The organism is Rhodococcus sp. W8901 (assembly GCF_013348805.1).
Lineage (GTDB): Bacteria > Actinomycetota > Actinomycetes > Mycobacteriales > Mycobacteriaceae > Prescottella.
Genome location: NZ_CP054690.1, coordinates 3260189 through 3279292, shown reverse-complemented (window position 1 = coordinate 3279292; position 19104 = coordinate 3260189). Strand labels below are relative to the sequence as shown.

Sequence of the window (19104 nt, the reverse complement as noted above, 5' to 3'; positions counted from 1 at the left end):
TATCCGGAGTCCCGAACGCCGTGCGCTCAACGGGATGACGCGTGCACCGGCGTCAGACGTCCAGTAGGCGTTGTGCTCTGCGTTCGTCGAGGCCGCCGCGCCACCCTGCGAGGGGGACCGGTATGTCGGAGCGCGGGCCGCTCTGGACGGAGTGGTAGGCGGCGTGCCGCTCGGTGTTGCCGATGAACCGGTCCCACATCGGGGCAAGGACGGGGCTGGGCAGAACGCCGATCTCGGAGAGCCCGATGAGGATGCCGTACCGCTGGTACTTGTCTGTGCCGGGAACGATCTTCGCCCGCGCAACGGCCTTCTCCAGTTCGCTGGGCCGTGTTCCCGGGGGCTGCGCGCGGACGACGTCCAACAGTGCGCGGACCCGTTCCCTGTCCTCTTCGTTCGGCAGCGGCAGCCCCTCCGCGACTGCGGCTTCCAGATCGGGTAGGTACTTCTCGGGCAGTTCGTTCCATGACCAACCGAGCGCGAGCCGCAACAAGGTCTCCGTGACGTCGACGTCGTATCCCGCGTCGTGCAGCGGGTCGAGGCCGCAGTCCGGGATTCCGCCGGTGCCCTTGGGTGCGGTGTCGAGGAACTGTGCCCAACCGTAGGAGATCACCGTCTGGCGGCCACGTGGTGCGCTTCCCAGCCCCGCGACGAAGGCCGCGAGCACCGCGTCGGGATCGAGGGAGTCGGCCGCCGCGGTCGTGCGCTCGACGATCTCTGACGGGGTCCACCGCTCCGTCGCATGCACGGGCCACCCCAATCTCGCCGCAGCGACCACATCCTCGGGATCACGCGACGGGTCGGCGCCTTTGACCGTCCCGGCACGGGTGAGTCGGTACCCGTAGCAGCGCAGCAACGGTTCCAGCTCTGCTCCCCGAGGGATGCGACGCGGTGCGGCAATCACCTCGTGAGCCTAACGCGTCCGCACGCCGGTCAGCGGATCAGTGCGAAACCGACACGAACTGTCATGTCTACCAATCCATAACCCGGTACTCCGCGAGAACGGACGGGATCATCCGTGTGTCGATGGATCACCATGGACGACAGCGATCGGGTCCGTGGGTGTCAATCCGGCGAGGTCGTATCGGCGAATATATTCTCGACTTCGTCCAGGTCCAGCCCCGTCGCCTCGGCGATCTCGTCCAACGGGTGATCGGCCCTGCACAGCTCGGCCGCGCGGACACGTGGACCGACGAGCCAGCCGAGCCGAACCAGCAACTGCTCCGCCCCATGTCGGAGTTCGGCCCGCTGGTTCCGGGACCATGGTGCGGACCGGGACAGGGACGCTTTTCCGATCCATTCGCGGAGCAATTCGCCGAGTGCCTCGCGCTGTTGCGCCGTGGTGAGTCCGTCGACCGCTTCTTCCGTCACACACAGGTCGACGAGCAGCGCGGGCTCGGAGCGCTCGAAGCGCGTGAAGGACCGCCGGCCGACGTCCGCGGGCAGGCATCTCAGGCAGAGGACGAGGGTCCCGGCGACCGCTGGCGTGGCAACGGCGAAGGCATCTCCTGCCTCCTGCAGCTCGTTCGCCAGCGCGTACAGGTCCCCGATCGTGCCGGTGTCCGACGTGACGACGAGTTCCATCCGCCCGACGCTACCGGCGCGAGGTGGGTGTGCGTTCAGGCGTCGAGCGGATAGAACTAGTGTTCCGGCCAATGGCTTCGGGTCAGGTCCGCTTGCGGCTCGCGATCTCGTCAGAGAGCTGCTGCACGTGGGCGGGGTCCGCGTCCCGGGCAAGGGCGACGTAGTGGTCCATGACGGCCGGCCGGTAGCGCACGGGCAACGTCTGTCCTGGGGCGAGTCGGGTGAGCTCGGTGATCGTGAGGGCTTCGTCTGCGATGCCGCGGAACGAGATGCCGTCGGCGGTCTCCACGTCGAACATCAGGACCACGCGTGGATTGCTGTTGACCTCCCGCCAGTCGACGAGAACGCCGAGCGCAAGCGCGCCCGTACGCAGTTCCGCATTGCGCTTCGATGCATCACTGCTCATGAGCGGGTTCGGGGCGACGCCCGGGAAGTCGGGCCCGACGCCGAGCGATTCCGGACTCAGGTCGGGCCTGAGCTGCTCCATCAGATCGTTGAGCTTCTTCGAATCGAACGTCCTGTCGAACATCCTGCCGACCATCCTGCCGAACATCCTGATCCCTCCCTCACACCGGTGCCGGAATCTCGGCCTGGCGCTTCGCCCTCACTGCGATTGCAAGTCGCGGCCATTCCCGACCTCCGTCGCATCGCCCCGTCCCGATGGGAGCATCCCACCTGAACCCTGCCTATTTGTCAGACACGCCCCAGGCGGAATCACGGCGCCGGAGGAACATGTCCAGTGCGGCTCCGACATTCTCGCGCACGAAGCCCTCCTGCTCCGCTGCGATCATGGAGCGCATCGTCTCGAGTTCGCGCTCGGCGCCGGGCAGGTCGAACACCGCGCAACCAGCGGCGTTGCGGACATCCCAATCGTCGTCTGTCCGGGCTAGGTGGATCAGCGCTGTGCGGCATCTCTCGGCAAGGGAATCGTCATCGATCTGAAGGATCTCGAAGACCCGCACCGCTTCGATCCTCACCAAGTCGTCCTCTGACACATCGGCCGCAACCGCGAGCAGGAATGAGGCCAGCAAGGGTCCGTCGTCATCCTCGGGAACCAAGGATCGTAGTGCGGAGAAACGCCTGTCCGCGCTCCACTGCGCGAAGTTGGCGATCACTTCACAGACGGCCACCGATCCGGAACCCATGAGGCTCCACACTACCGAATCCGATCAGTTCGACTTCACCTCCAAGACAAGCGCCGCGCACCCCGGAATGGTCGATTCACCAACCCTTGACCGCAGTCCCGTCCCACCGTGGATCGGCCAACAGTTCCGGTGCCGGACCGACGAAGGCGCGCGCGGCGTCGGTGTCTCCGGTGAGGGTGAAGCGCAGCCACGCGGTGAGGTACCCGCGGAATCCACCTCCGTCGGTGGGCCAGTTGTGCCCCACCCCCAGCAGGCGGCCGCGGGCCGCGGGCCCCGGGCTCACGGCGTGGTAGGCGGCCTGCGGTATGGCCGTCGAGACCGGATCCTCGGCCCCTGTCAGGTAGAACACCGGACCTGTCAGCCGAGCCACGTCGATCACGTCGACGGGCCGAGTGGCCCACCAGGGGTCGGGCAGGTCGAGTACGGCGGTGGAGGTGATGAGTCCGTCGGAGTCGGTGCTGGCATTGATCGATCCCCCGGCGCCCTGCGAATGTCCGACGGCGGCGACATGTGCGACGTCGATGCGATCGTGAAAGATGCTCTCCGGATTCTCGTTCTGTGCCAGGACGTAGCGCGCTGCAGCCAGGATCTCGGTCCCGTCGCCGGTGACGCTGCTGTCGGCGACCACGACGACGAAGCCCCAGGAGGCCAGGTGGCGTAGCAACTCCTCGTACTGCTCGTACGTCGCGTAACTTCCGTTGCCGAAGGTGACCACGGGATGGCGGTCGGGACTGGTGGCGATGTCGGCGGGATGGAACACCTGATATCCGGGCACCGCCACCGAGGTGACGGCGTGGGTGCCGGTGGCCGCGTAGCGCTCGCTGACGGATTGCCGTTCCGGAGCAGCGGGAGTCGCCGCCGCGGGATCTGCCGCGGGAGCAGTGGGAACTGATGCGAGGGCCGGTGCCGAGATTCCGGACGCCATCGGCATCGCGATCATCGCGGCGAGGAGCAGTGTCCGGGTGCGTCGGGTGGCGGGGGGCAGAGGTCGTCGTAACTTCACGAGCCCACCCTAGGGACTGCCGGACGAACCGGCGACAGGTTGGGTCACGCAGCCCGCGCGGCTGGCGCGGTCATACGATTCAGCGGGGCGCTACGGCGCCGGACGGTTCTCCCGGATACCCGGCTCTCACAACCCTGCCCGGCGCCGGCATGTGGACAGTCCCCTGACCGTCACCAGTCGGAGCGCGGTCTTCGCGACACGGCCGGTGGCAGTTGTGGTTCGGTCTGGACCGGGACAGGGCGTCGGGGGGACGATGGCGCTATGCGTCCCGCGTTCTGGTCTCTTGCGCTCGAGGACATTCCCCGTCCGGACTTCGTCGACGTGGTCGCGGCGCCACTACCGCTCGGCGCCACCGACGATCCGCGGGTGTGGGCCGAGACGGTGTTCGCAGGCGGATCGACCCCGGTGTGGATTCGTATCGCCATGGCGGTCCGCCAGTTGGTAGTCCCGCTGATCGGCGTGCCCCGCGCGGGCCGCGACATCTTCGCTGTGTCGTGCATGCAGGACGGTGAGGCGTTGATCTCCGTCGACGACCGACACCTCGACTTCCGGGCAGGTGTCGCGGTCGACACCGAGACGCGACTCGTCCGCCTGACGACGGTTGTGCGGCTGAAGGGCTGGCGCGGCCGCGTCTACTTCGCGCCCGTCAGCGTCGTCCACCCGGTGGTCGTGCGGTCGATGCTGCGCCGGGCGTGCACCAGGCTCACACCGCGCTAGTTCAGAGAGCTGTCGTTCGAAATCTTCTGCAGCAGAATGGTTTCGAGATCGACGGCGTCGCGTCCAGCGCGTCCACGCGGTGCAACCTCTGTCCGGACCACGGTGGACGGTTCTACTGAAAGTCAGCTGCCGATGATCACGCCGTGGCCGATCCGGCCGCCCCGTGCCGGCACTTCTGTTCGTCATCGGGGATGATGACGACGGTCGATTCCTGCTGCGGGTTTCGGCGCGTCACCGCCGCTACGCGGACGACGGAACCGCGAACTTTCTCGACGGGCCTGCCGACCCTTGAACCTCGCAGCCCGCCACCGCGCCACCGACCAACCCGCCGACCACCTAGGGGTTCGACCGACACTGCGCGCTTAGACTCGGCTCGTCGACCGATCCGACCACAGACAGGAAGCGGCCGTGGCCAACCGCACGTATCTCTACACCACTCCCTTTTGCCCTCAGGAAGATCCGGCAGCTGCACGCGTTCATCGCCTCGCCGGCATCTCCGAGTGGTCGTACGCGATACCGTTGGTCCCACGGATCCTCGTCTCCGTGGACCCCCGTGCCCGCCAGTCGATGATCTGGGACGACACCCCCGACCTGATCGCAGTCACGGCCCGCTGCGGCCCAGGCATCGCCCGGCTCGACGGCTTCCTCGGCCGCATCGACCACCCCGGCCTCGGCACGATGGCTGAGGATGCGCTGCGGTTCCTGCGCAGCCACACCGAACCCGACCACCATTTCGTCCTCGAATGTGGCGAGGTCTTCGACATGGACGACGAGCCGTTCGCTGACCAGGGCCGGACATTGATGGCTGGGCTGGCGGACATCGACACAGAGATGGAGGCGGCGTTGGTCAGGCTCGCACCCGCCAAGCCGAACTTCTGGCAGCGGGTGTTCACGCCGTCGCAGGAGAGTAGCGAGGAACCCCTCCGCGAGCTCGGTCTCGGCTACTGGTCCGACACGCTGTACATCGAGCTCGACGGCCCGCGACAGGCGTGACCGCGCGTCGGTGCCGATTGGGGTGCGTCTCCTGCAGGCGGTCGCCGCGACTTGGACGCCGTGATGGGCGAGGCGTCTTTGGGACCGGGCGCGGATGCTCGGTCCGGCGACGCCCTTCGGGTACGTCCCGCCTACGCCATGCCTCGCAGGTGGCCCGAAGGGCTGTAGTCGATCTTCCAGTCCGTGTACACGCCGAGCATCCCGTCTCGCAGACACCGCAGCCCGATGCTCACCCAGCGCACGTCGTCGCTCCCGTCGCCGACCGGGGCGAAGCTGACCGCGACGGCGAACTCGTCCCCGCCACAAGGGCATTCGCACTGGGACGGTTCGGCCTCGGGCCAGTGGTCCACGCTGTCGGCGATCAGGACGGCGTCGTCGCAGGCCACGCAGAGACGTTCGGCACAACCCGCCTCGTCGTCTACGCCGATCGCGAAGGCTCGTCCGCCGCATTTCGCGCACACCGACTCGGTGACGGTGTCGACGTCGTAGCCACCGGCGCGGTACTGCTTCACATACGCGGCGAGGGCGGCGAAATCCACGCCGTGCCCCGGTCCCTGCGTTTCCTTCAATGTCACGCAAGTCATTGTGCACGCCGGGTACGACGGATCACGCGGGTAACCGGGATCGAGGTGGTGGACGGCCGGATTCATGGTTTGCAGACTCAGGTCGTTGTGGATGACAGATCCCCGCCGTCCTGACCTGGGGATCGACAACCACGGTGACGAGAGCCCCTGCTGAAGGTCCCCGCCATAGACGGCAATTGTTCGCCGGCCTGACGTGCCCATCACGCCGGCGGCGGTATGCGGAATGGTTCGAAGACCGCTGGGAACCGGACGGCGGGTGGGGGAAGGAGTAGGCCGATGAACACGAGGATGCAGACGGTGGAGATCGTGTGGACCGAGGTCTCGCGTCACCGGGCGACGGTGAACGTGGCTCTCCCGGAATCGATCTGGAGGGTGTGGATCTGGCGCGGCCCTGTCTGACGCGGGGTTCACGGGCGTCGAGCGTGAGGGGATCGCGGTCCGTCCCGTCGAGCACGACGCGGCGGCGCTGCTGTTCGACCAGACCTGATGCAGGAGGGACGGCTCGTCGGAAGCGGGCCGGTCCCGTTTGTCAGTCTCACCGATCGCGTTCGCGCGGTGCGGCTCGGCCCTCACACCCTTTCGGGTGTGGGGGCCGATTCTTTGCCTTGACCAGGGGAGACGAGATGTCCCGGGTGGGTCTTAGGGTGCGCCGGAGAGGCTGTAGGTGATGTAGTGGTCGCCCCATTTGAGGTAGGCGCTGGTGGTGGCTTGGCCTCGGATGGTGTCGTTCTGGAATTGGTAGACGGGGTGGCGGGGCCAGAGGTTGCTGACGTGTTCGAGGGTGTAGTACTCGCGGTGGCTGGGTGGGTGTCGCTGGTGGATCTCTTCACGAGTGAGTGGGGGAAGGTTGCCGAGTTGGTAGGTCCTGCCGAGGGATTCGAGGCGTTCGGGTGGGGTGAAGATGTTGAGGCTGTGGTAGACGAACATCGTGTAGAGGATCCCGGCGGCGAACACTGCGGCGAGGGCGCGGGCGCCGTATCGGATTGCGCGGCGCAGGGTTGTGGGCATGATGGCACGGTATATCGTTCGTGACCTGGGCAGATGACGTGTTCCGCCCGGGCCGGCACGATGTGATGGGGGTTCGTGTGAGGGGAGCGTCGTGGCTGCCGGCGGTTCTAGCGGCGGCCGGTGTGGTGTCGGTGCTGGTCGGGTTCGGTGCCTTGTCATTCCTCGGCGTCGGAAGTTCAGCGACCGATCTTTGTGTCAGTGTCCAGGACTCGGTCAGCGACGGGGGTCCTGTCTATAAGGCAACGCGTTCGTGGCTGCCTGTGGTCGGCGCGAGCTGTACGTATGCCCATTCCAACGATGTTCACGTTCAGCACTTCGTGTTTGACTGGCCGGCTTCGGTCACTGCTCTCGCGGGCTGGGCTTTGGTAGCGATCTCCGCGGTGTGGGCTCACCGTCGGGCAAGCCACCGATGAACATGTGGGAGCCGGCCGGTACCGGCCGCACGCCGCCCAGGCCCGGGCCGCAGCCGGCCGGCCGCGGCCGAAGACCCGCAAGCTCGCCGCGCAGCCAGCGCTACGGCAGGTGGTGCAGGAATATCTGAACGTCAGGTGGAGTCCGGAACAGATAATGCGCAGGCTGCGCCGGGACTTCCCCGACCGTCCGGAGATGCACGTGTGCCACGAAATGATCTATCCGGCCCTCTACCAGCAGGCCATGGCGAACTGCACCGCGAGGTCGCTCGATTCCTGCGTACTGGACGGACGATTCGCCGGCGGCGCCGCGGGCCGCAGCGGGTGCAGCGGATGGCGGCCCCCATGGTCCTGATCAGCGAGCGCCCCGCCGAGGTCGACGACCGGGCCGTGCCCGGGCATTGGCAAGGGGATCTGATCGTCGGGAAGAACAACCAGTCCGCGATCGGCACCCTCGTCGAACGCTCCACCCGCCACGTGATGCTCGTCCACCTGCCCCACGGCCGTACCGCCGACCGGGTCCGGGACGCAATCGCCGGGACCATCGGGCATCTGCCGGCGCACTTGAAGCGGTCGGTGACGTGGGACCAGGGCTCCGAGACGAACCTGCACCATGAATTCACCGCCGCCACCGACATTCCCGTCTACTTCTGTGATCCTCGTTCGCCCTGGCAGCGCGGGACGAGCGAGAACACGAACGGGCTACTGCGCCAGTACTTCCCGAAAGGAACTAGCCTGGAAGGTCACTCCCGCGCGCATCTCGACGCTGTCACTACCGAACTCAACAACCGCCCACGTAGAACGCTCGGCTGGGACACCCCAGCCGAGCGTTTCGCTACTGTCGTCGCGGCTAGCAGACAAACCTGTTCAGCGGCAGGATCGGTGTCCCGACCCGACGTGGAAGGGCTTCCGATCGTGGAAGTGTCAGGCGTCGCGCTTGTTCACCACGACCAGACTTGTGCCGAAGACGACCGCCACGAACGCCGCGAAGTACACCAGCGCGCCCCACGGACCCCAGTGGAAGTCGAACTGCCCGCCGTTCTGCTGTCCGAGGAAGTATGTGGCGTTGTTGAACGGACCGAACTCGCCGATGTACTTGCCCACCTTCGGGATCACCGTCGCCATGCTCTCGATCACCAGCGGCCACAGCAACACCAGCGAGATGGCACCCGCCGACTGGCGGATCAACGTGCCCACACCCACCGCGAAGACCGCGACCAGTGCGAAGTAGATCGGCACACCGAGGACGATGCGGGCGTTGTCGCCGTCACCGAGCGGGATGGTCAGGCCCGAAGCGGCCTGGCCGAGATAGAACGCCGCGAGGGCGACGACCAGGCCGAGGACAGCCGCAAATCCCGCCAACAGCAGCGCCTTGCCTGCGATCACCGCCGAACGATTCGGGCTGGCCAGGAACGAGGTGCGGATGACACCGAAGCGGTACTCGGTGGTGACCGCGAGCGCCGACATGATCATCACCAGCATGGCGCCGAACTGCACCGCGCCCATCTGGGTCACTGCGGCGGTGTAGTTGTAGGGGTTGGCGAACCCCGCGCCGGTCTGAGACTTCATGCTGGCACCGATCACCACGGACAGGCCGATACTGACGACGACCGCGATGAGGCTGCACCACATCGGAGACTTCGTGGTCGTCAGCTTGATGCGTTCTGCATTCAACACGCTCATCGGAGCGCACCTCCCATGTTCTGCGCAGCGTCGACGGGCTGTCCGGCGACCTGAGCGTGGTACTGCACGTCGTCACCGGTGAGCTTCATGAACGCGTCCTCGAGCGAGCCCTGCTGAGACGACAGCTCGTGCAGGACGATTCCGTTGGAGCCGGCGAGCACACCGATGTCGTCGGTCGCGACGCCCGACACCAGCAGTGCCGGCTGGTGATCGAGACCGGCGTCCTCGCGGACCGCGAACCCCTGCGCGGTGAGCAGACTGCGCAGCGCGTCGAGCTGCGGGCTGCGCACCCGAACCGACGCATCCGACGAGCGGTCGACAAAGTCCCGGACGCTGGTGTCCGCGATCAGCCGTCCGCGGCCGATCACCACCAGATGATCTGCGGTGAGCGACATCTCGGACAGCAGATGGCTCGACACCAGAACGGTGCGCCCCTCCGCCGCGAGGCTCTGCATGAACTTGCGGATCCACACGATGCCCTCGGGGTCGAGACCGTTGACCGGCTCGTCGAACAGCAGCACCTTCGGGTCGCCCAGCAGCGCGCCGGCCAGGCCGAGCCGCTGCGACATGCCGAGCGAGAATCCGCCCGCCTTCTTGTTCGCGACCTCGCTCAGGCCCACCAGGCGCAGCACCTCGTCGACGCGCGACGCGGGCAGCGAGTTGGCCGCCGCCATCCACTGCAGGTGTGCCTTGGCCGACCGGTTGGGGTGCACCCACTTTGCGTCGAGCAGCGCGCCGACGGTGCGCAGCGGCTGCTTCAGCTGGTGGTACGGCACCCCCTCGATCAGTGCGGTGCCCGACGTCGGCGTGTCGAGGCCCAGGATCATCCGCATGGTCGTCGACTTACCGGCACCGTTCGGGCCGAGGAAGCCGGTGACGATGCCCGGCTTCACGGAGAACGTGAGATCGTCCACCGCTTTCGTCGACCCGTAAGTCTTTGTTAATTCCCCCACTTCAATCATGAGGGCCATACTGCCCGACGACCGCGACGATCAAAAGCCGGTCGGTAGGCATGTTTGAGATTTGTGAAGCGCTCGGCTCGGATCGCCCGCCAGCGCTTCGCTAACCTCAGCACACAACAATTGTGTTGCAACGACCCCTAGAATCCGCCCTGACGGGTGTGGGGCCGTTGCTGCGTGACCGGCGTTGATGACATGTCCCGGCGGGGTGGCATGCGGGGGCCTTTCGTACCGTGACCTGGGCGGAGGGCCGTCCCGAGTGGGTTTAAGGGCTGCCGGGGGTGGTCCGGGAGTCTCGGCTACGATGCGGTTCGATAGTAAACTTACCGGCCGGTAATGTGGCTGGTATGTCTGGAGGGGAATTCTTGATGTCTCATATTCGCATGATCGCTGCTGCTCTGATTCCTGCTGCTGCGGCGGGGCTGATGGTCACTGCGGCCGGTACTGCGTCGGCCGCTTACCTGCGCTCGGGGGAGGGCTACCAGGGGATTTCGTTCGACCACAACGAGACTCGGATTCTGCGTGATCTGGGCGTCGGCAATGCGATCGACGTAGTTGTTCCGCTGGAGTGGATCGGTATGGCTGTCGGTGAGGGGTCGATCTACGACTCTCCACTGCCGTATGTGGACGCCACGGCCCAGCAGTTGATCGACGAGGCTGTCGCTCGTGGGGGATACATTCAGTTCGACGTGAGCGATCCCGCGATTTGGGGCAGTCGGTTCGACGTCATCCAGCAGTGGTGATCTGCTGAGCTGAGCAGTCGACGGCCCACACACCCGATTCGGGTGTGTGGGGGCTTTTCGTGGGCTGAGTTGGGGTGATGGCATGTCCCGGTGGGGCCGGCGGGTGGGGTGATGCCCGGTGGGCGGCGGTGTTCGAGCTTGGTGTGGGGGTTCGTCGTGTGGCTCAGTTGTGTAGGGGTGGTGGCACACTCGGAGGTAAGGGGGTGGGTACGAAGTGGGATCGTGGTTTCGTGAGACTTGGCGGGCGGCACCTCGGCAGAGTGTTGTTGCTGTATTCGTGCTGACGACGTCGTTGACCGCCACGAGTGCGGCGCAGCAGTCGTGGGGCGTGGCTGCATATGTGTTCGTCTCGTCGATGGTGTGTGGTGGTGCGGTCGTGGTGCTTGTAGCGCGGTCGAGAGTCCAGCAGCGGGGCCGCCGCGGTCGGTGAGTACCGCAGACAAGAGACCCCTACAGGCTTGGCTTCTGTTCTAGGTGTGGGGCTCTTTTGTGTCTGACCTGCGTTGATGTCATGTCCGGGGTGAGTGTCGGGAGATAGGGGACCATTGGGTATGAATCTGCAGTTTTGGGAGGTGGGGGCGTTGCTCCGGCATTTGCAGGGCTACCTGGTCAATGCTCGTCGGTTCTTCACGGGGTGGAGTGTCGCTGAGATCCCGCGAACCGAAGACTCTCGTCGCGAAGAGAGCTGAGCCGGTAAGGGTAGTTCGCGGCCCCGGCACCTTTCCTTGAGTTCTAGTGGTCGTCGCAACACTCCAGTATGGGGAGTGCGATGGTGTTCCAGATCCGGGATCGCTCGGAGAACCGGGGGCGACGGCCTCTGTCCGAGGAGCGGCGTGTCTACTTTCAGCTCATGCGGCAGGGTGTGAGCAACGCAGAGGCCTGCCGGATCGTAGGCATCAACCGCCGGACAGGTAAACGGTGGCGCAACGGGCGTGCCCCGTCAGGCAGGGCCAACGGGGCGCCACCGGTGACTGCGGTGGCGCCTCCACCTGGTCCTTCCCGCTACCTGTGTGAAGCCGACCGCATCCATATCGCGGATCGGTTGCGGGAGAAGGCCACGATCCGAGACATCGCGGCCGAGCTGGGGCGCAGCCCGTCGACGATCAGTCGGGAGATCCGCCGCAACAGGCATCCGATCAATGGCCAGTACCGGCCGCACGCAGCCCAGGCCCGCGCCGATGCCCGCCGGCCCCGTCCCAAGACCGGCAAGATCGGCCGAACCCCCGAGCTACGGGAGTTCATCCAAACCCACCTCGATAAGCGGTGGAGTCCGGAGCAGATCTGCCAAGCTCTCCAGGCAGCCTTCCCCCCGGCAACCGGAGATGCACGTGGTCCACGAGACGATCTACCAGGCCTTGTATGTCCAGGGGTGCGGCGAGCTACGCCGCGAACTGGACCAGGTTCTGCGTACTGGACGCGCTCGCCGCAAACCTCGCCGCCAGGCTCAGCAGCGTCAGCCTCGTTTCGCCACCCCGATGGTGATGATCAGCGACCGCCCCGCCGAGGTCGACGACCGGGCCGTGCCCGGCCATTGGGAAAGCGATTTGATCATCGGTAAGGACGGCGCGTCGGCCATCGGCACGCTGGTCGAACGGGCCACCCGCTACGTGATGCTGGTGCATCTTCCCCGCGGACGCAGCGCCGATCTCATGCGGGATGCCTTGGTGGAGACCGTCGCAACTCTGCCCCGCATCTGACTCGGTCGCTGACCTGGGATCAGGGCAGCGAGATGGGCGCCCACCACTCGTTCACGATCGCCACCGACATCCCCGTCTACTTCTGTGATCCCGCCAGCCCCTGGCAGCGAGGATCGAACGAGAACACAAACGGCCTACTGCGGCAATACTTCCCGAAAGGGCACTGACCTGTCCGTCCGCGGTCGAGAACACCTCGATACCATCGCCGCCGAACTCAACGACCGCCCCCGCAAAACGCTCGGCTGGGATACTCCGGCCGATCAGTTCGCCGCCCTTGTGTCCGGCAACTAGAAGCGGGCAGCCACGCTCACGGATTCGACATGACCGACGGTTCAACCGGGAAAAAGTGCGGCGCCATGGTTATCCACGTGGCGCTGGAAGTGCTGGGCGGAGCTGGCGCGTGATTGCCAGCTCCGTCCACAGACTATGTCGCTCCAGGCTTCGGCCTAGATTCCCATCGAGCGGGCGATCATCGGCCAGGAGTTGTGCAGGTCGTCCTTCCAGTAGCCCCACGAGTGGGTGCCGGTGGGCTTGAAGTCGAACGTTGCGGGGATCTTCAGCTCGGCGAGGCGGTTGGCGAGGTTGTGGGTGCAGTAGTTGGTGGCCGCCTCGATCACGCCGCCGACGACTACCCGCTCAGCCTGGGCGAGCGGCTTGCCGTCGATACCGGGGCTGTTCAACTGGTCGTGGGGGCCGGGCAGCCCCGATCCGGTGGAGACGTAGAGCTCGGTGCCGCGGAGCTTTTCGGCGTTCACGACCGGATCGTTCTGCACCCAGCCGGGCCCGTCGAGCGGGCCCCACATGTTGGTGACGTCGACGCCACCCCGGACGCCGGTGACGAGCCGGATGGCGTTCTGTCCAGCCCAGGTGCTGGTCTCGGCGCAGCCGCTGTACGAGCCGACGCTCTTGTAGAAGCCGGGCTTGGCGATCGCCAGGTTGAGCACCGAGGTGGCGGTCATCGAGATCGCAGCGACGGACTGCACCTTGTTGGTGCCGAACTCGGCGTCGATGACGGGCGGCAGTTCCTGGGTCAGGAAGGTCTGCCACTTCTGACGGCCGAGCTTCGAATCGTCCTTCTGCCAGTCGGTGTAGTAGCTGAAGGCGCCCTCGAGCGGGGTGACGACGTTGACGTTCTTGTCCTTGAAGAAGTCCATCATGTCGGCATTGCGCTGCCAGGTGGCCGAGTCCTCGCCGCCACCGGCGCCGTTGATCAGGTACAGCGTCGGGCGCGGCTGGCTGCGATCGGCGGGCAGGATGACCTCGAGGGGGATGTTGCGGTCCATCGACGGCGAATACACCGAGATGGTGACCTTGCGGTCGGAGTTCTTGGTGGACTTCGCTAGGTAGGCGCCGGAGGCGCCGAAGGTGGCGGGGGCGCCGTTGTCGGCGGACGCCGTGGCCGGCACCGCGAGCAGCGAGGCCGCGGACACGACTACCGCGGCCGCCAGAACCCGGGCGCGCCCGACCTTGGAATTCCTCATGCGAACGTCCTCCCCTTGAACCTTGAACATGCCGCGCTACACCGAATGTGCTCACGGGCGGTCATCAACTCGGCACCGAGCCTCCCCCGGGGCACAGCATTCGGACAGCACATTACCGACTGAAGAGCGGTGAATGTCCTGATTGGCGTGACAGGCCCGGGATTCACCCGCCAATTCACTCCACACCGACCGCGCGACATCGCAGGTTGAATCGCCCCGGCATGTCTGGAGACTTACGAGTTTGAGAACTCAGCGATGGGCTGAGTTCGGTGATCACGGTAGTAGAGGGCTTCATACTCGGCCGGCGGCAGGTCGCCGCAGTGTTCGTACAACCGCCGGTGATTGAACCAGTCGACCCATTCGAGGGTGGCGACTTCGACCTGGTCAACGGTCCGCCACGGGCCCTGGGCCTTGATCAGTTCGGTCTTGTAGAGGCCGTTGATCGATTCGGCGAGGGCGTTGTCGTAGCTGTTGCCGGTGGCGCCGATCGAGGCATCGATGCTGGCGTCGACGAGTCGCTTGGTGAAGGCGATGGACGTGTATTGGGCGAGTTCAACTGGTCGATGCAACACCGGGCTGTCAAAGTGAGCGTAGTTGTTCGTCGAAGACTTCGGCGGGGGTCTTCCAGCCGAGGATCTTGCGGGGTCGGTTGTTGACAGCGAATGCAACAGCTTCGAGGTCCTCCGCAGACCAGCGCGACAGATCGGTTCCCTTCGGGAAGTACTGGCGCAGCAGCCCGTTCATATTCTCGTTCGTGGGTCGCTGCCACGGGGAGTGTGGATCGGCGAAGAACACTCTCGTGCCGGTATCGAGTGTGAACTGGGCATGTCCGGAGAGCTCTTTCCCGCGGTCCCAGGTCAGGGTCTTGCGGAGCTGTCCGGGGAGCCTCGTCATCGAGGTCGCCAGAGCGGCGTTCATCGCGACAGCGCCGTTACCGCCTAGCGACGTACCGTTCTTCACGGGTGGTTTCTCGCCCCAGCCTTCCAGCCGAGGAAGATGCACGAGGAGGACGGATCGGCTGCTGCGCTCGACGAGCGTGCCTATCGCGGATCGGCCGGTGCCGATGATCAGATCGCCCTCCCAGTGGCCGGGGACCGCGCGATCGGCGGCTTCAGCTGGATGTTGTGAGAGAACGACATTCGCGTTGACATGCCCTTGTGGCTTGTTCTGCGACCGTGCCCGAGGCTCCCGCAGCGCGCGGCCGGTACGCAGGCACGTCACCAGTTCGCGTTTGAGCGCGCCACGGCCCTCGATGAACAGCGACTGGTAGATCGCCTCATGGCTGATGCGCATGGACTCATCATCAGGGAAATCCACCTTCAGCCGCTGCGATATCTGTTCCGGGCTCCACGCCATCGCCCACTTCCGGTCCTGCCGATGCGGCTTGTTCAACCCCTTCCACGTTGGTGTCGCCGGGCCCGTGGCCACGCTGCCATCGGGGCACCGAACGCTGCCGGCAAGGCGCTCCTGCACGTACTCACGCAACACGTCGTTGCCCACCAGCTTTGCGGTCTTCGGACGATTCGCCGCCTGCTGCGCCTTCCACTGCGCCACCAGGGCCCGGTAGACCTGCTTTCCGCTCCGGGTCGCTGCATTGCGCCGAAGCTCACGTGAAATCGTCCCCGGGTCCCGTCCGATCCTGCGGGCGATCTCACGGACACCGACATCCTGCGCTCGCAGTAGCGCGATCTCCTCACGCTCAGCGAATGACAGGTAGCGGCCCGTGGGCTCGGCCAGGCTGATCGGCGGCATTCCGCCAGCGTGACGGAACCAGCGGGACCCGACCGGCCACGACACGCCAACAGCTTCCGCCGCCTGCAACGTCGTCACGCCCGAAGCGATCCGCCGCCAGAAGTCCCGCTGCACCGCACGCGATGGCTCTGGCCGGCCTGGTGAACGCATCGGCGGCCTCAGCGCCCGATCCGCCGCCCACTGCCGCCGCGCACCCGAAGGCGCTTCCGACATCCGCTTCCCACCACGTCCCATCGCACACCTCCATGATCGAGGTGTTGCGACGACCGGTTGAATCCGCCTTGCGACCCGCGATCGTGGTGATGAATCAGTCCGGACAGGTCGTCGATGCCCTCGCGATGCCGGGTCCAGATCGCGTGTTCGATCGCGTCGAGCACCAGCTGCGAGGTCATGGTGGTCGCGGTGCGCCACCCGACGATTCGGCGGGCGTACGCATCGATCACGAACGCCACATACACCCAGCCGGACCAAGTCGACACGTACGTGAAGTCCGCTACCTACAACACATTTGGTGCTTCGGGGCAGAACTGGCGTTGCACCAGATCGTCGGGACGCCCCGCCTGGGGATCGGCGATCGTGGTGCGTTTGGTCTTGCCGCGGCGGGCTCCCTCGAGGCCGAGGTCGCCCATCAGGCGTTCGACCGCGCAGCGGGCCACCGCGATGCCCTCCCGGTGGCATTGCAGCCACACTTTCTGGGCGCCGTAAACCGAGTAGTTCTCCCGGTGAACACGGGTAATCTCGACTTTGAGCTCCTCGTCACGGATCTGACGCCTGCACGGCAGCCGCCGGCGGGCACAGAAGTCGTAGTAGGTGGACGGCGCGATCTTGCAGCCATGTGCGGTCAGCACGCGGCAGATCGGCTCGATGCCGTACTCCTGCTTATGTTCGTCGATGTAGTCAACGATCACCGATTGCGGCGGTCGAGCTCCGCCGCGAAGAAAGTCGATGCAGACTTCAGAATATCGTTGGCGCGCTTGAGTTCTCGATTCTCAGCTCGGAGCTTCCGGAGTTCCTCGGCCATCTCGCTGGTCACCCCGGGACGCTTCCCCGCGTCGACCTGATCGCGACGAACCCAGTTCAACAGGGTCTGTGCCGACCCGATGCCCAACTTGTCGGCAACCGACTCGATCGCCGCCCACTCCGACGAATACTCGCCACGCACCTCGGCGACCATCCGCACCGCCCGCTCACGCAGCTCGGCCGGGTACTTCCTCGAACCTGACATGACTCCTGTTGACGACGGTCGAAAATCAGGCCAGAAACGACGGTTGAAAACCAGGCCACCCAACCACGATCGGATGGGTGATCTCCATGGAAGATTGGGCCTTGATTCGGCACCTTCATTGCAGCGAGGGGTTGTCGCAGCGTGCCATCGCGAAACAGTTGGGTGTTGCCCGGGACACCGTCGCGAACGCGCTGGCCGGCGACCGGCCGCCGACCTATTCGCGGCCGCCGGTGGAGTCGGCGATCAGTGCAGCGGAGCCGAGGATTCGGGCGTTGTTGACGGCGTATCCGACGATGCCGGCGACGGTCATCGCCGAGCGGATCGGCTGGACCGGTTCGATTACGTGGCTGCGTGAGCGGGTCCGGGCCATCCGGCCCGAGTATGCCCCGGCCGATCCGGCAGACCGTCTCGACCATCAGCCCGGCCGGGCAGTGCAGTGCGACCTGTGGTTCCCGCCGGCGAAGGTCCCCCTCGGGGCCGGGCAGGTGGGTTCGCCGCCGGTGCTGGTGATGGTGGCGGCCTTCTCCCGGTTCGTGACCGCGATGATGTTGCCGAGTCGCGTCACGATGGACCTGGTCGCCGGGATGTGGCGGCTGCTGTCCGACCATCTCGGGGCCGTCCCGCACCAGTTGTGGTGGGACAACGAGGCCGGGATCGGGCGCCGCGGCCGCCTGACCGATCCAGTCACCGCATTCGTCGGCACCCTGGCCACGATAATGATCCAACTCAAGCCCTATGACCCGGAATCGAAGGGCATCGTCGAACGTGCCAACCGGTATCTGGAAACATCGTTCCTGCCCGGGCGGACCTTCGCTTCGCCGGCGGACTTCAACCGGCAACTCGCCGAATGGCTGCCGATCGCCAACAACCGTCTCGTCCGCCGGATCGACGGCCGCCCATCGGAACTCGTGGCCGTCGACACCGCCGCGATGCTGACGCTGCCACCGGTCCCACCGCAGGTCACCGCGATCACCGAGTTGCGGCTGCCACGGGACTACTACGTGCGGGTGGCCGGCAACGACTACTCGGTCGATCCGTCCGCGATCGGACACCTCGTCGAGGTCACCGCCGGCCTCGAGGCCGTCACGGTCGCCCGCGGCGGGCAACGACTGGCCACACACGAACGGCTGTGGGCGCGGGGACTGACAGTGACCGACCCGGCACATCTCGAGGCTGCGGCCCGGATGCGGCAGCGGTTCCAGCAATCTCACACCGGCGCGGACGACGTGGACCACCCGGTGCGGGACCTCGGCGATTACGACCGCGCCTTCGATGTCGATTTCACCTGCACTGCAACAGTTTCCGATGCCACTGACGTCGTCGGGGAGGTGGCGTGATGGGTGGCGAGGATCCGATCAAGCAGGTCGAGCACTACGCGCACGCCCTCAAGGCGCCACGGATCCGTGATGCCGCGGCCCGACTCGCCGATCAGGCCCGCGACGGCGGTTGGACCCACGAGGAGTACCTCGCGGCGGTCTTGTCGCGGGAGGTCTCGGCCCGGGAGTCGTCCGGCGCCCAGATTCGCATCCGGTCCGCAGGGTTCCCGACACGGAAATCGTTGGAGGAATTCAACTTCGATCATCAACCCGCGCTCAGCCGAGAAACGGTCGCGCATCTGGGGGACCGGGACGTTCCTGGCGAAGGCGCAGAACGTGGTGCTCCTCGGTCCGCCCGGCACCGGGAAGACGCATCTGGCGATCGGCCTGGGCGTCAAGGCGGCCCAGTCGGGGCATCGGGTCGCATTCGCCACCGCCGTCGATTGGGTCGCCCGCCTCAAGACCGCACACTCGGCAGGCCGGCTACCGGCCGAGCTGGTCAAGCTGCGCCGGTTCGGATTGATCATCGTCGACGAGGTCGGCTACATCCCGTTCGAGCAGGACGCCGCCAACCTCTTCTTCCAACTCGTGTCGAGCCGCTACGAGCACGCCTCGCTGATCCTGACCTCGAACCTGCCGTTCGCCCGCTGGGGCGACGTGTTCGGCGACCAGGTCGTCGCCGCGGCCATGATCGACCGCATCGTCCACCACGCCGAAGTCCTCACCCTCAAGGGCTCGAGTTACCGACTCAAGGACACCGGAGTCGACACGTTACCGTCCGCCCGCGCCGAGAACGCGGCACAATAA

19 protein-coding genes, 4 pseudogenes and 1 other annotated feature are annotated in these 19104 nt (G+C 66.0%); of the genes and pseudogenes, 8 read left to right on the top strand and 15 right to left on the bottom strand.

From position 1 onward, the window contains the following. Positions 1-52: 52 nt before the first annotated feature. The 5 genes from HUN07_RS15455 to HUN07_RS15435 all read right to left on the bottom strand — a co-directional run bounded on the left by HUN07_RS15455 (position 53) and on the right by HUN07_RS15435 (position 3729). Positions 53-901: a hypothetical protein gene (locus HUN07_RS15455; RefSeq protein ID WP_174910747.1), complete on the bottom strand. Its 849-nt coding sequence runs from the start codon at positions 899-901 to the stop codon at positions 53-55. Between the two features lie 161 nt (positions 902-1062). After that, a complete protein-coding gene (locus HUN07_RS15450; protein ID WP_174910745.1) occupies positions 1063-1581 on the bottom strand; it encodes a hypothetical protein in 519 nt (172 codons plus the stop codon). An 82-nt stretch (positions 1582-1663) separates the two neighbouring features. Next, on the bottom strand, positions 1664-2110 hold the full coding sequence (locus HUN07_RS15445) for a hypothetical protein (protein ID WP_174910742.1): 447 nt from the start codon (positions 2108-2110) through the stop codon (positions 1664-1666). 157 nt (positions 2111-2267) lie between these two features. After that, a complete protein-coding gene (locus tag HUN07_RS15440) occupies positions 2268-2726 on the bottom strand; it encodes a HEAT repeat domain-containing protein (RefSeq protein ID WP_174910739.1) in 459 nt (152 codons plus the stop codon). Positions 2727-2802: 76 nt separating this feature from the next. Further along, positions 2803-3729, bottom strand: a complete 927-nt coding sequence (locus HUN07_RS15435; RefSeq protein WP_254622530.1) for a poly(ethylene terephthalate) hydrolase family protein — start codon at positions 3727-3729, stop codon at positions 2803-2805. Positions 3730-3990: 261 nt separating this feature from the next. Between HUN07_RS15435 and HUN07_RS15430 the strand changes: the two genes are divergently transcribed. Both HUN07_RS15430 and HUN07_RS15425 read left to right on the top strand, forming a co-directional pair. Beyond that, a complete protein-coding gene (locus HUN07_RS15430) occupies positions 3991-4446 on the top strand; it encodes a DUF2867 domain-containing protein (protein ID WP_174910736.1) in 456 nt (151 codons plus the stop codon). A gap of 408 nt (positions 4447-4854) precedes the next feature. Beyond that, entirely contained in the window at positions 4855-5439 is a 585-nt protein-coding gene (locus tag HUN07_RS15425; protein ID WP_174910734.1) for a DUF7822 domain-containing protein, read from the top strand. 131 nt (positions 5440-5570) lie between these two features. Here HUN07_RS15425 and HUN07_RS15420 read toward each other — a convergent pair whose 3' ends face one another. After that, entirely contained in the window at positions 5571-6014 is a 444-nt protein-coding gene (locus tag HUN07_RS15420; RefSeq protein ID WP_217487133.1) for a hypothetical protein, read from the bottom strand. A gap of 285 nt (positions 6015-6299) precedes the next feature. On the opposite strand from HUN07_RS15420, the gene HUN07_RS27290 reads away from it, so the two are divergent. Continuing rightward, entirely contained in the window at positions 6300-6422 is a 123-nt protein-coding gene (locus tag HUN07_RS27290) for a hypothetical protein (RefSeq protein WP_302675455.1), read from the top strand. A 240-nt stretch (positions 6423-6662) separates the two neighbouring features. On the opposite strand, the gene HUN07_RS15415 is transcribed toward HUN07_RS27290, so the two are convergent. Beyond that, positions 6663-7031 carry a hypothetical protein gene (locus HUN07_RS15415; RefSeq protein WP_174910731.1) on the bottom strand — a complete coding sequence of 123 codons (369 nt, stop codon included), beginning with the start codon at positions 7029-7031 and terminating at the stop codon, positions 6663-6665. A gap of 420 nt (positions 7032-7451) precedes the next feature. Between HUN07_RS15415 and HUN07_RS15410 the strand changes: the two are divergent. After that, positions 7452-8293, top strand: a pseudogene (locus tag HUN07_RS15410) (IS30 family transposase); the annotation flags it as partial. A gap of 72 nt (positions 8294-8365) precedes the next feature. Here HUN07_RS15410 and HUN07_RS15405 read toward each other — a convergent pair. After that, positions 8366-9124, bottom strand: a complete 759-nt coding sequence (locus tag HUN07_RS15405; RefSeq protein ID WP_174910728.1) for an ABC transporter permease — start codon at positions 9122-9124, stop codon at positions 8366-8368. Continuing rightward, on the bottom strand, positions 9121-10086 hold the full coding sequence (locus HUN07_RS15400; protein WP_174910725.1) for an ABC transporter ATP-binding protein: 966 nt from the start codon (positions 10084-10086) through the stop codon (positions 9121-9123). Before HUN07_RS15400 ends, HUN07_RS15405 begins: the two co-directional genes overlap by 4 nt. A gap of 380 nt (positions 10087-10466) precedes the next feature. Between HUN07_RS15400 and HUN07_RS15395 the strand changes: the two genes are divergently transcribed. Together HUN07_RS15395 and HUN07_RS15390 are read left to right on the top strand one after the other, a co-directional pair. Continuing rightward, on the top strand, positions 10467-10826 hold the full coding sequence (locus tag HUN07_RS15395) for a hypothetical protein (RefSeq protein WP_147283610.1): 360 nt from the start codon (positions 10467-10469) through the stop codon (positions 10824-10826). 850 nt (positions 10827-11676) lie between these two features. Beyond that, positions 11677-12814 (top strand): annotated as a pseudogene (locus HUN07_RS15390) (IS30 family transposase). A gap of 155 nt (positions 12815-12969) precedes the next feature. On the opposite strand, the gene HUN07_RS15385 reads toward HUN07_RS15390, so the two are convergent. The 6 genes and pseudogenes from HUN07_RS15385 to HUN07_RS27640 all read right to left on the bottom strand — a co-directional run bounded on the left by HUN07_RS15385 (position 12970) and on the right by HUN07_RS27640 (position 16981). Beyond that, positions 12970-14004, bottom strand: a complete 1035-nt coding sequence (locus tag HUN07_RS15385) for an alpha/beta hydrolase (RefSeq protein WP_174910722.1) — start codon at positions 14002-14004, stop codon at positions 12970-12972. A 233-nt stretch (positions 14005-14237) separates the two neighbouring features. Next, positions 14238-14552: pseudogene (locus HUN07_RS15380) on the bottom strand (integrase core domain-containing protein); the annotation flags it as partial. Positions 14553-14583: 31 nt separating this feature from the next. Then, the gene (locus HUN07_RS15375) at positions 14584-15969 is read right to left on the bottom strand and encodes an IS30 family transposase (RefSeq protein ID WP_441346776.1); all 1386 of its coding nucleotides are present in this window, start codon (positions 15967-15969) and stop codon (positions 14584-14586) included. Continuing rightward, on the bottom strand, positions 15915-16235 hold the full coding sequence (locus tag HUN07_RS27650; protein WP_174910716.1) for a DDE-type integrase/transposase/recombinase: 321 nt from the start codon (positions 16233-16235) through the stop codon (positions 15915-15917). Before HUN07_RS27650 ends, HUN07_RS15375 begins: the two co-directional genes overlap by 55 nt. An 18-nt stretch (positions 16236-16253) precedes the next feature. Next, a complete protein-coding gene (locus HUN07_RS27645) occupies positions 16254-16664 on the bottom strand; it encodes an IS3 family transposase (RefSeq protein WP_174910713.1) in 411 nt (136 codons plus the stop codon). Further along, positions 16572-16700: a sequence feature (AL1L pseudoknot), on the bottom strand. (Overlaps the previous gene by 93 nt.) Then, positions 16661-16981 (bottom strand): transposase, encoded by a 321-nt coding sequence (locus tag HUN07_RS27640; protein WP_174910710.1) that lies wholly within the window; start codon positions 16979-16981, stop codon positions 16661-16663. (Overlaps the previous feature by 40 nt.) The genes HUN07_RS27645 and HUN07_RS27640 overlap by 4 nt, the downstream gene beginning before the upstream one ends. An 86-nt stretch (positions 16982-17067) precedes the next feature. Between HUN07_RS27640 and istA the strand changes: the two genes are divergently transcribed. Continuing rightward, a complete protein-coding gene (gene istA / locus HUN07_RS15355; protein WP_174914759.1) occupies positions 17068-18318 on the top strand; it encodes an IS21 family transposase in 1251 nt (416 codons plus the stop codon). After that, positions 18318-19104 (top strand): annotated as a pseudogene (gene istB, locus HUN07_RS15350) (IS21-like element helper ATPase IstB). The gene istA and the pseudogene istB overlap by 1 nt, the downstream one beginning before the upstream one ends.

Bases quoted from the DNA above. Each gene is read 5' to 3' on its own strand.
- HUN07_RS15375 (WP_441346776.1), bottom strand. From the start codon at position 15,969: ATGTCGGAAGCGCCTTCGGGTGCGCGGCGGCAGTGGGCGGCGGATCGG.
- HUN07_RS27640 (WP_174910710.1), bottom strand. From the start codon at position 16,981: ATGTCAGGTTCGAGGAAGTACCCGGCCGAGCTGCGTGAGCGGGCGGTG.
- HUN07_RS15405 (WP_174910728.1), bottom strand. From the start codon at position 9,124: ATGAGCGTGTTGAATGCAGAACGCATCAAGCTGACGACCACGAAGTCT.
- HUN07_RS27290 (WP_302675455.1), top strand. From the start codon at position 6,300: ATGAACACGAGGATGCAGACGGTGGAGATCGTGTGGACCGAGGTCTCG.
- HUN07_RS15385 (WP_174910722.1), bottom strand. From the start codon at position 14,004: ATGAGGAATTCCAAGGTCGGGCGCGCCCGGGTTCTGGCGGCCGCGGTA.
- HUN07_RS15430 (WP_174910736.1), top strand. From the start codon at position 3,991: ATGCGTCCCGCGTTCTGGTCTCTTGCGCTCGAGGACATTCCCCGTCCG.
- HUN07_RS15395 (WP_147283610.1), top strand. From the start codon at position 10,467: ATGATCGCTGCTGCTCTGATTCCTGCTGCTGCGGCGGGGCTGATGGTC.
- HUN07_RS15440 (WP_174910739.1), bottom strand. From the start codon at position 2,726: ATGGGTTCCGGATCGGTGGCCGTCTGTGAAGTGATCGCCAACTTCGCG.
- istA (WP_174914759.1), top strand. From the start codon at position 17,068: ATGGAAGATTGGGCCTTGATTCGGCACCTTCATTGCAGCGAGGGGTTG.
- HUN07_RS15445 (WP_174910742.1), bottom strand. From the start codon at position 2,110: ATGTTCGACAGGACGTTCGATTCGAAGAAGCTCAACGATCTGATGGAG.
- HUN07_RS15415 (WP_174910731.1), bottom strand. From the start codon at position 7,031: ATGCCCACAACCCTGCGCCGCGCAATCCGATACGGCGCCCGCGCCCTC.
- HUN07_RS15400 (WP_174910725.1), bottom strand. From the start codon at position 10,086: ATGATTGAAGTGGGGGAATTAACAAAGACTTACGGGTCGACGAAAGCG.
- HUN07_RS15450 (WP_174910745.1), bottom strand. From the start codon at position 1,581: ATGGAACTCGTCGTCACGTCGGACACCGGCACGATCGGGGACCTGTAC.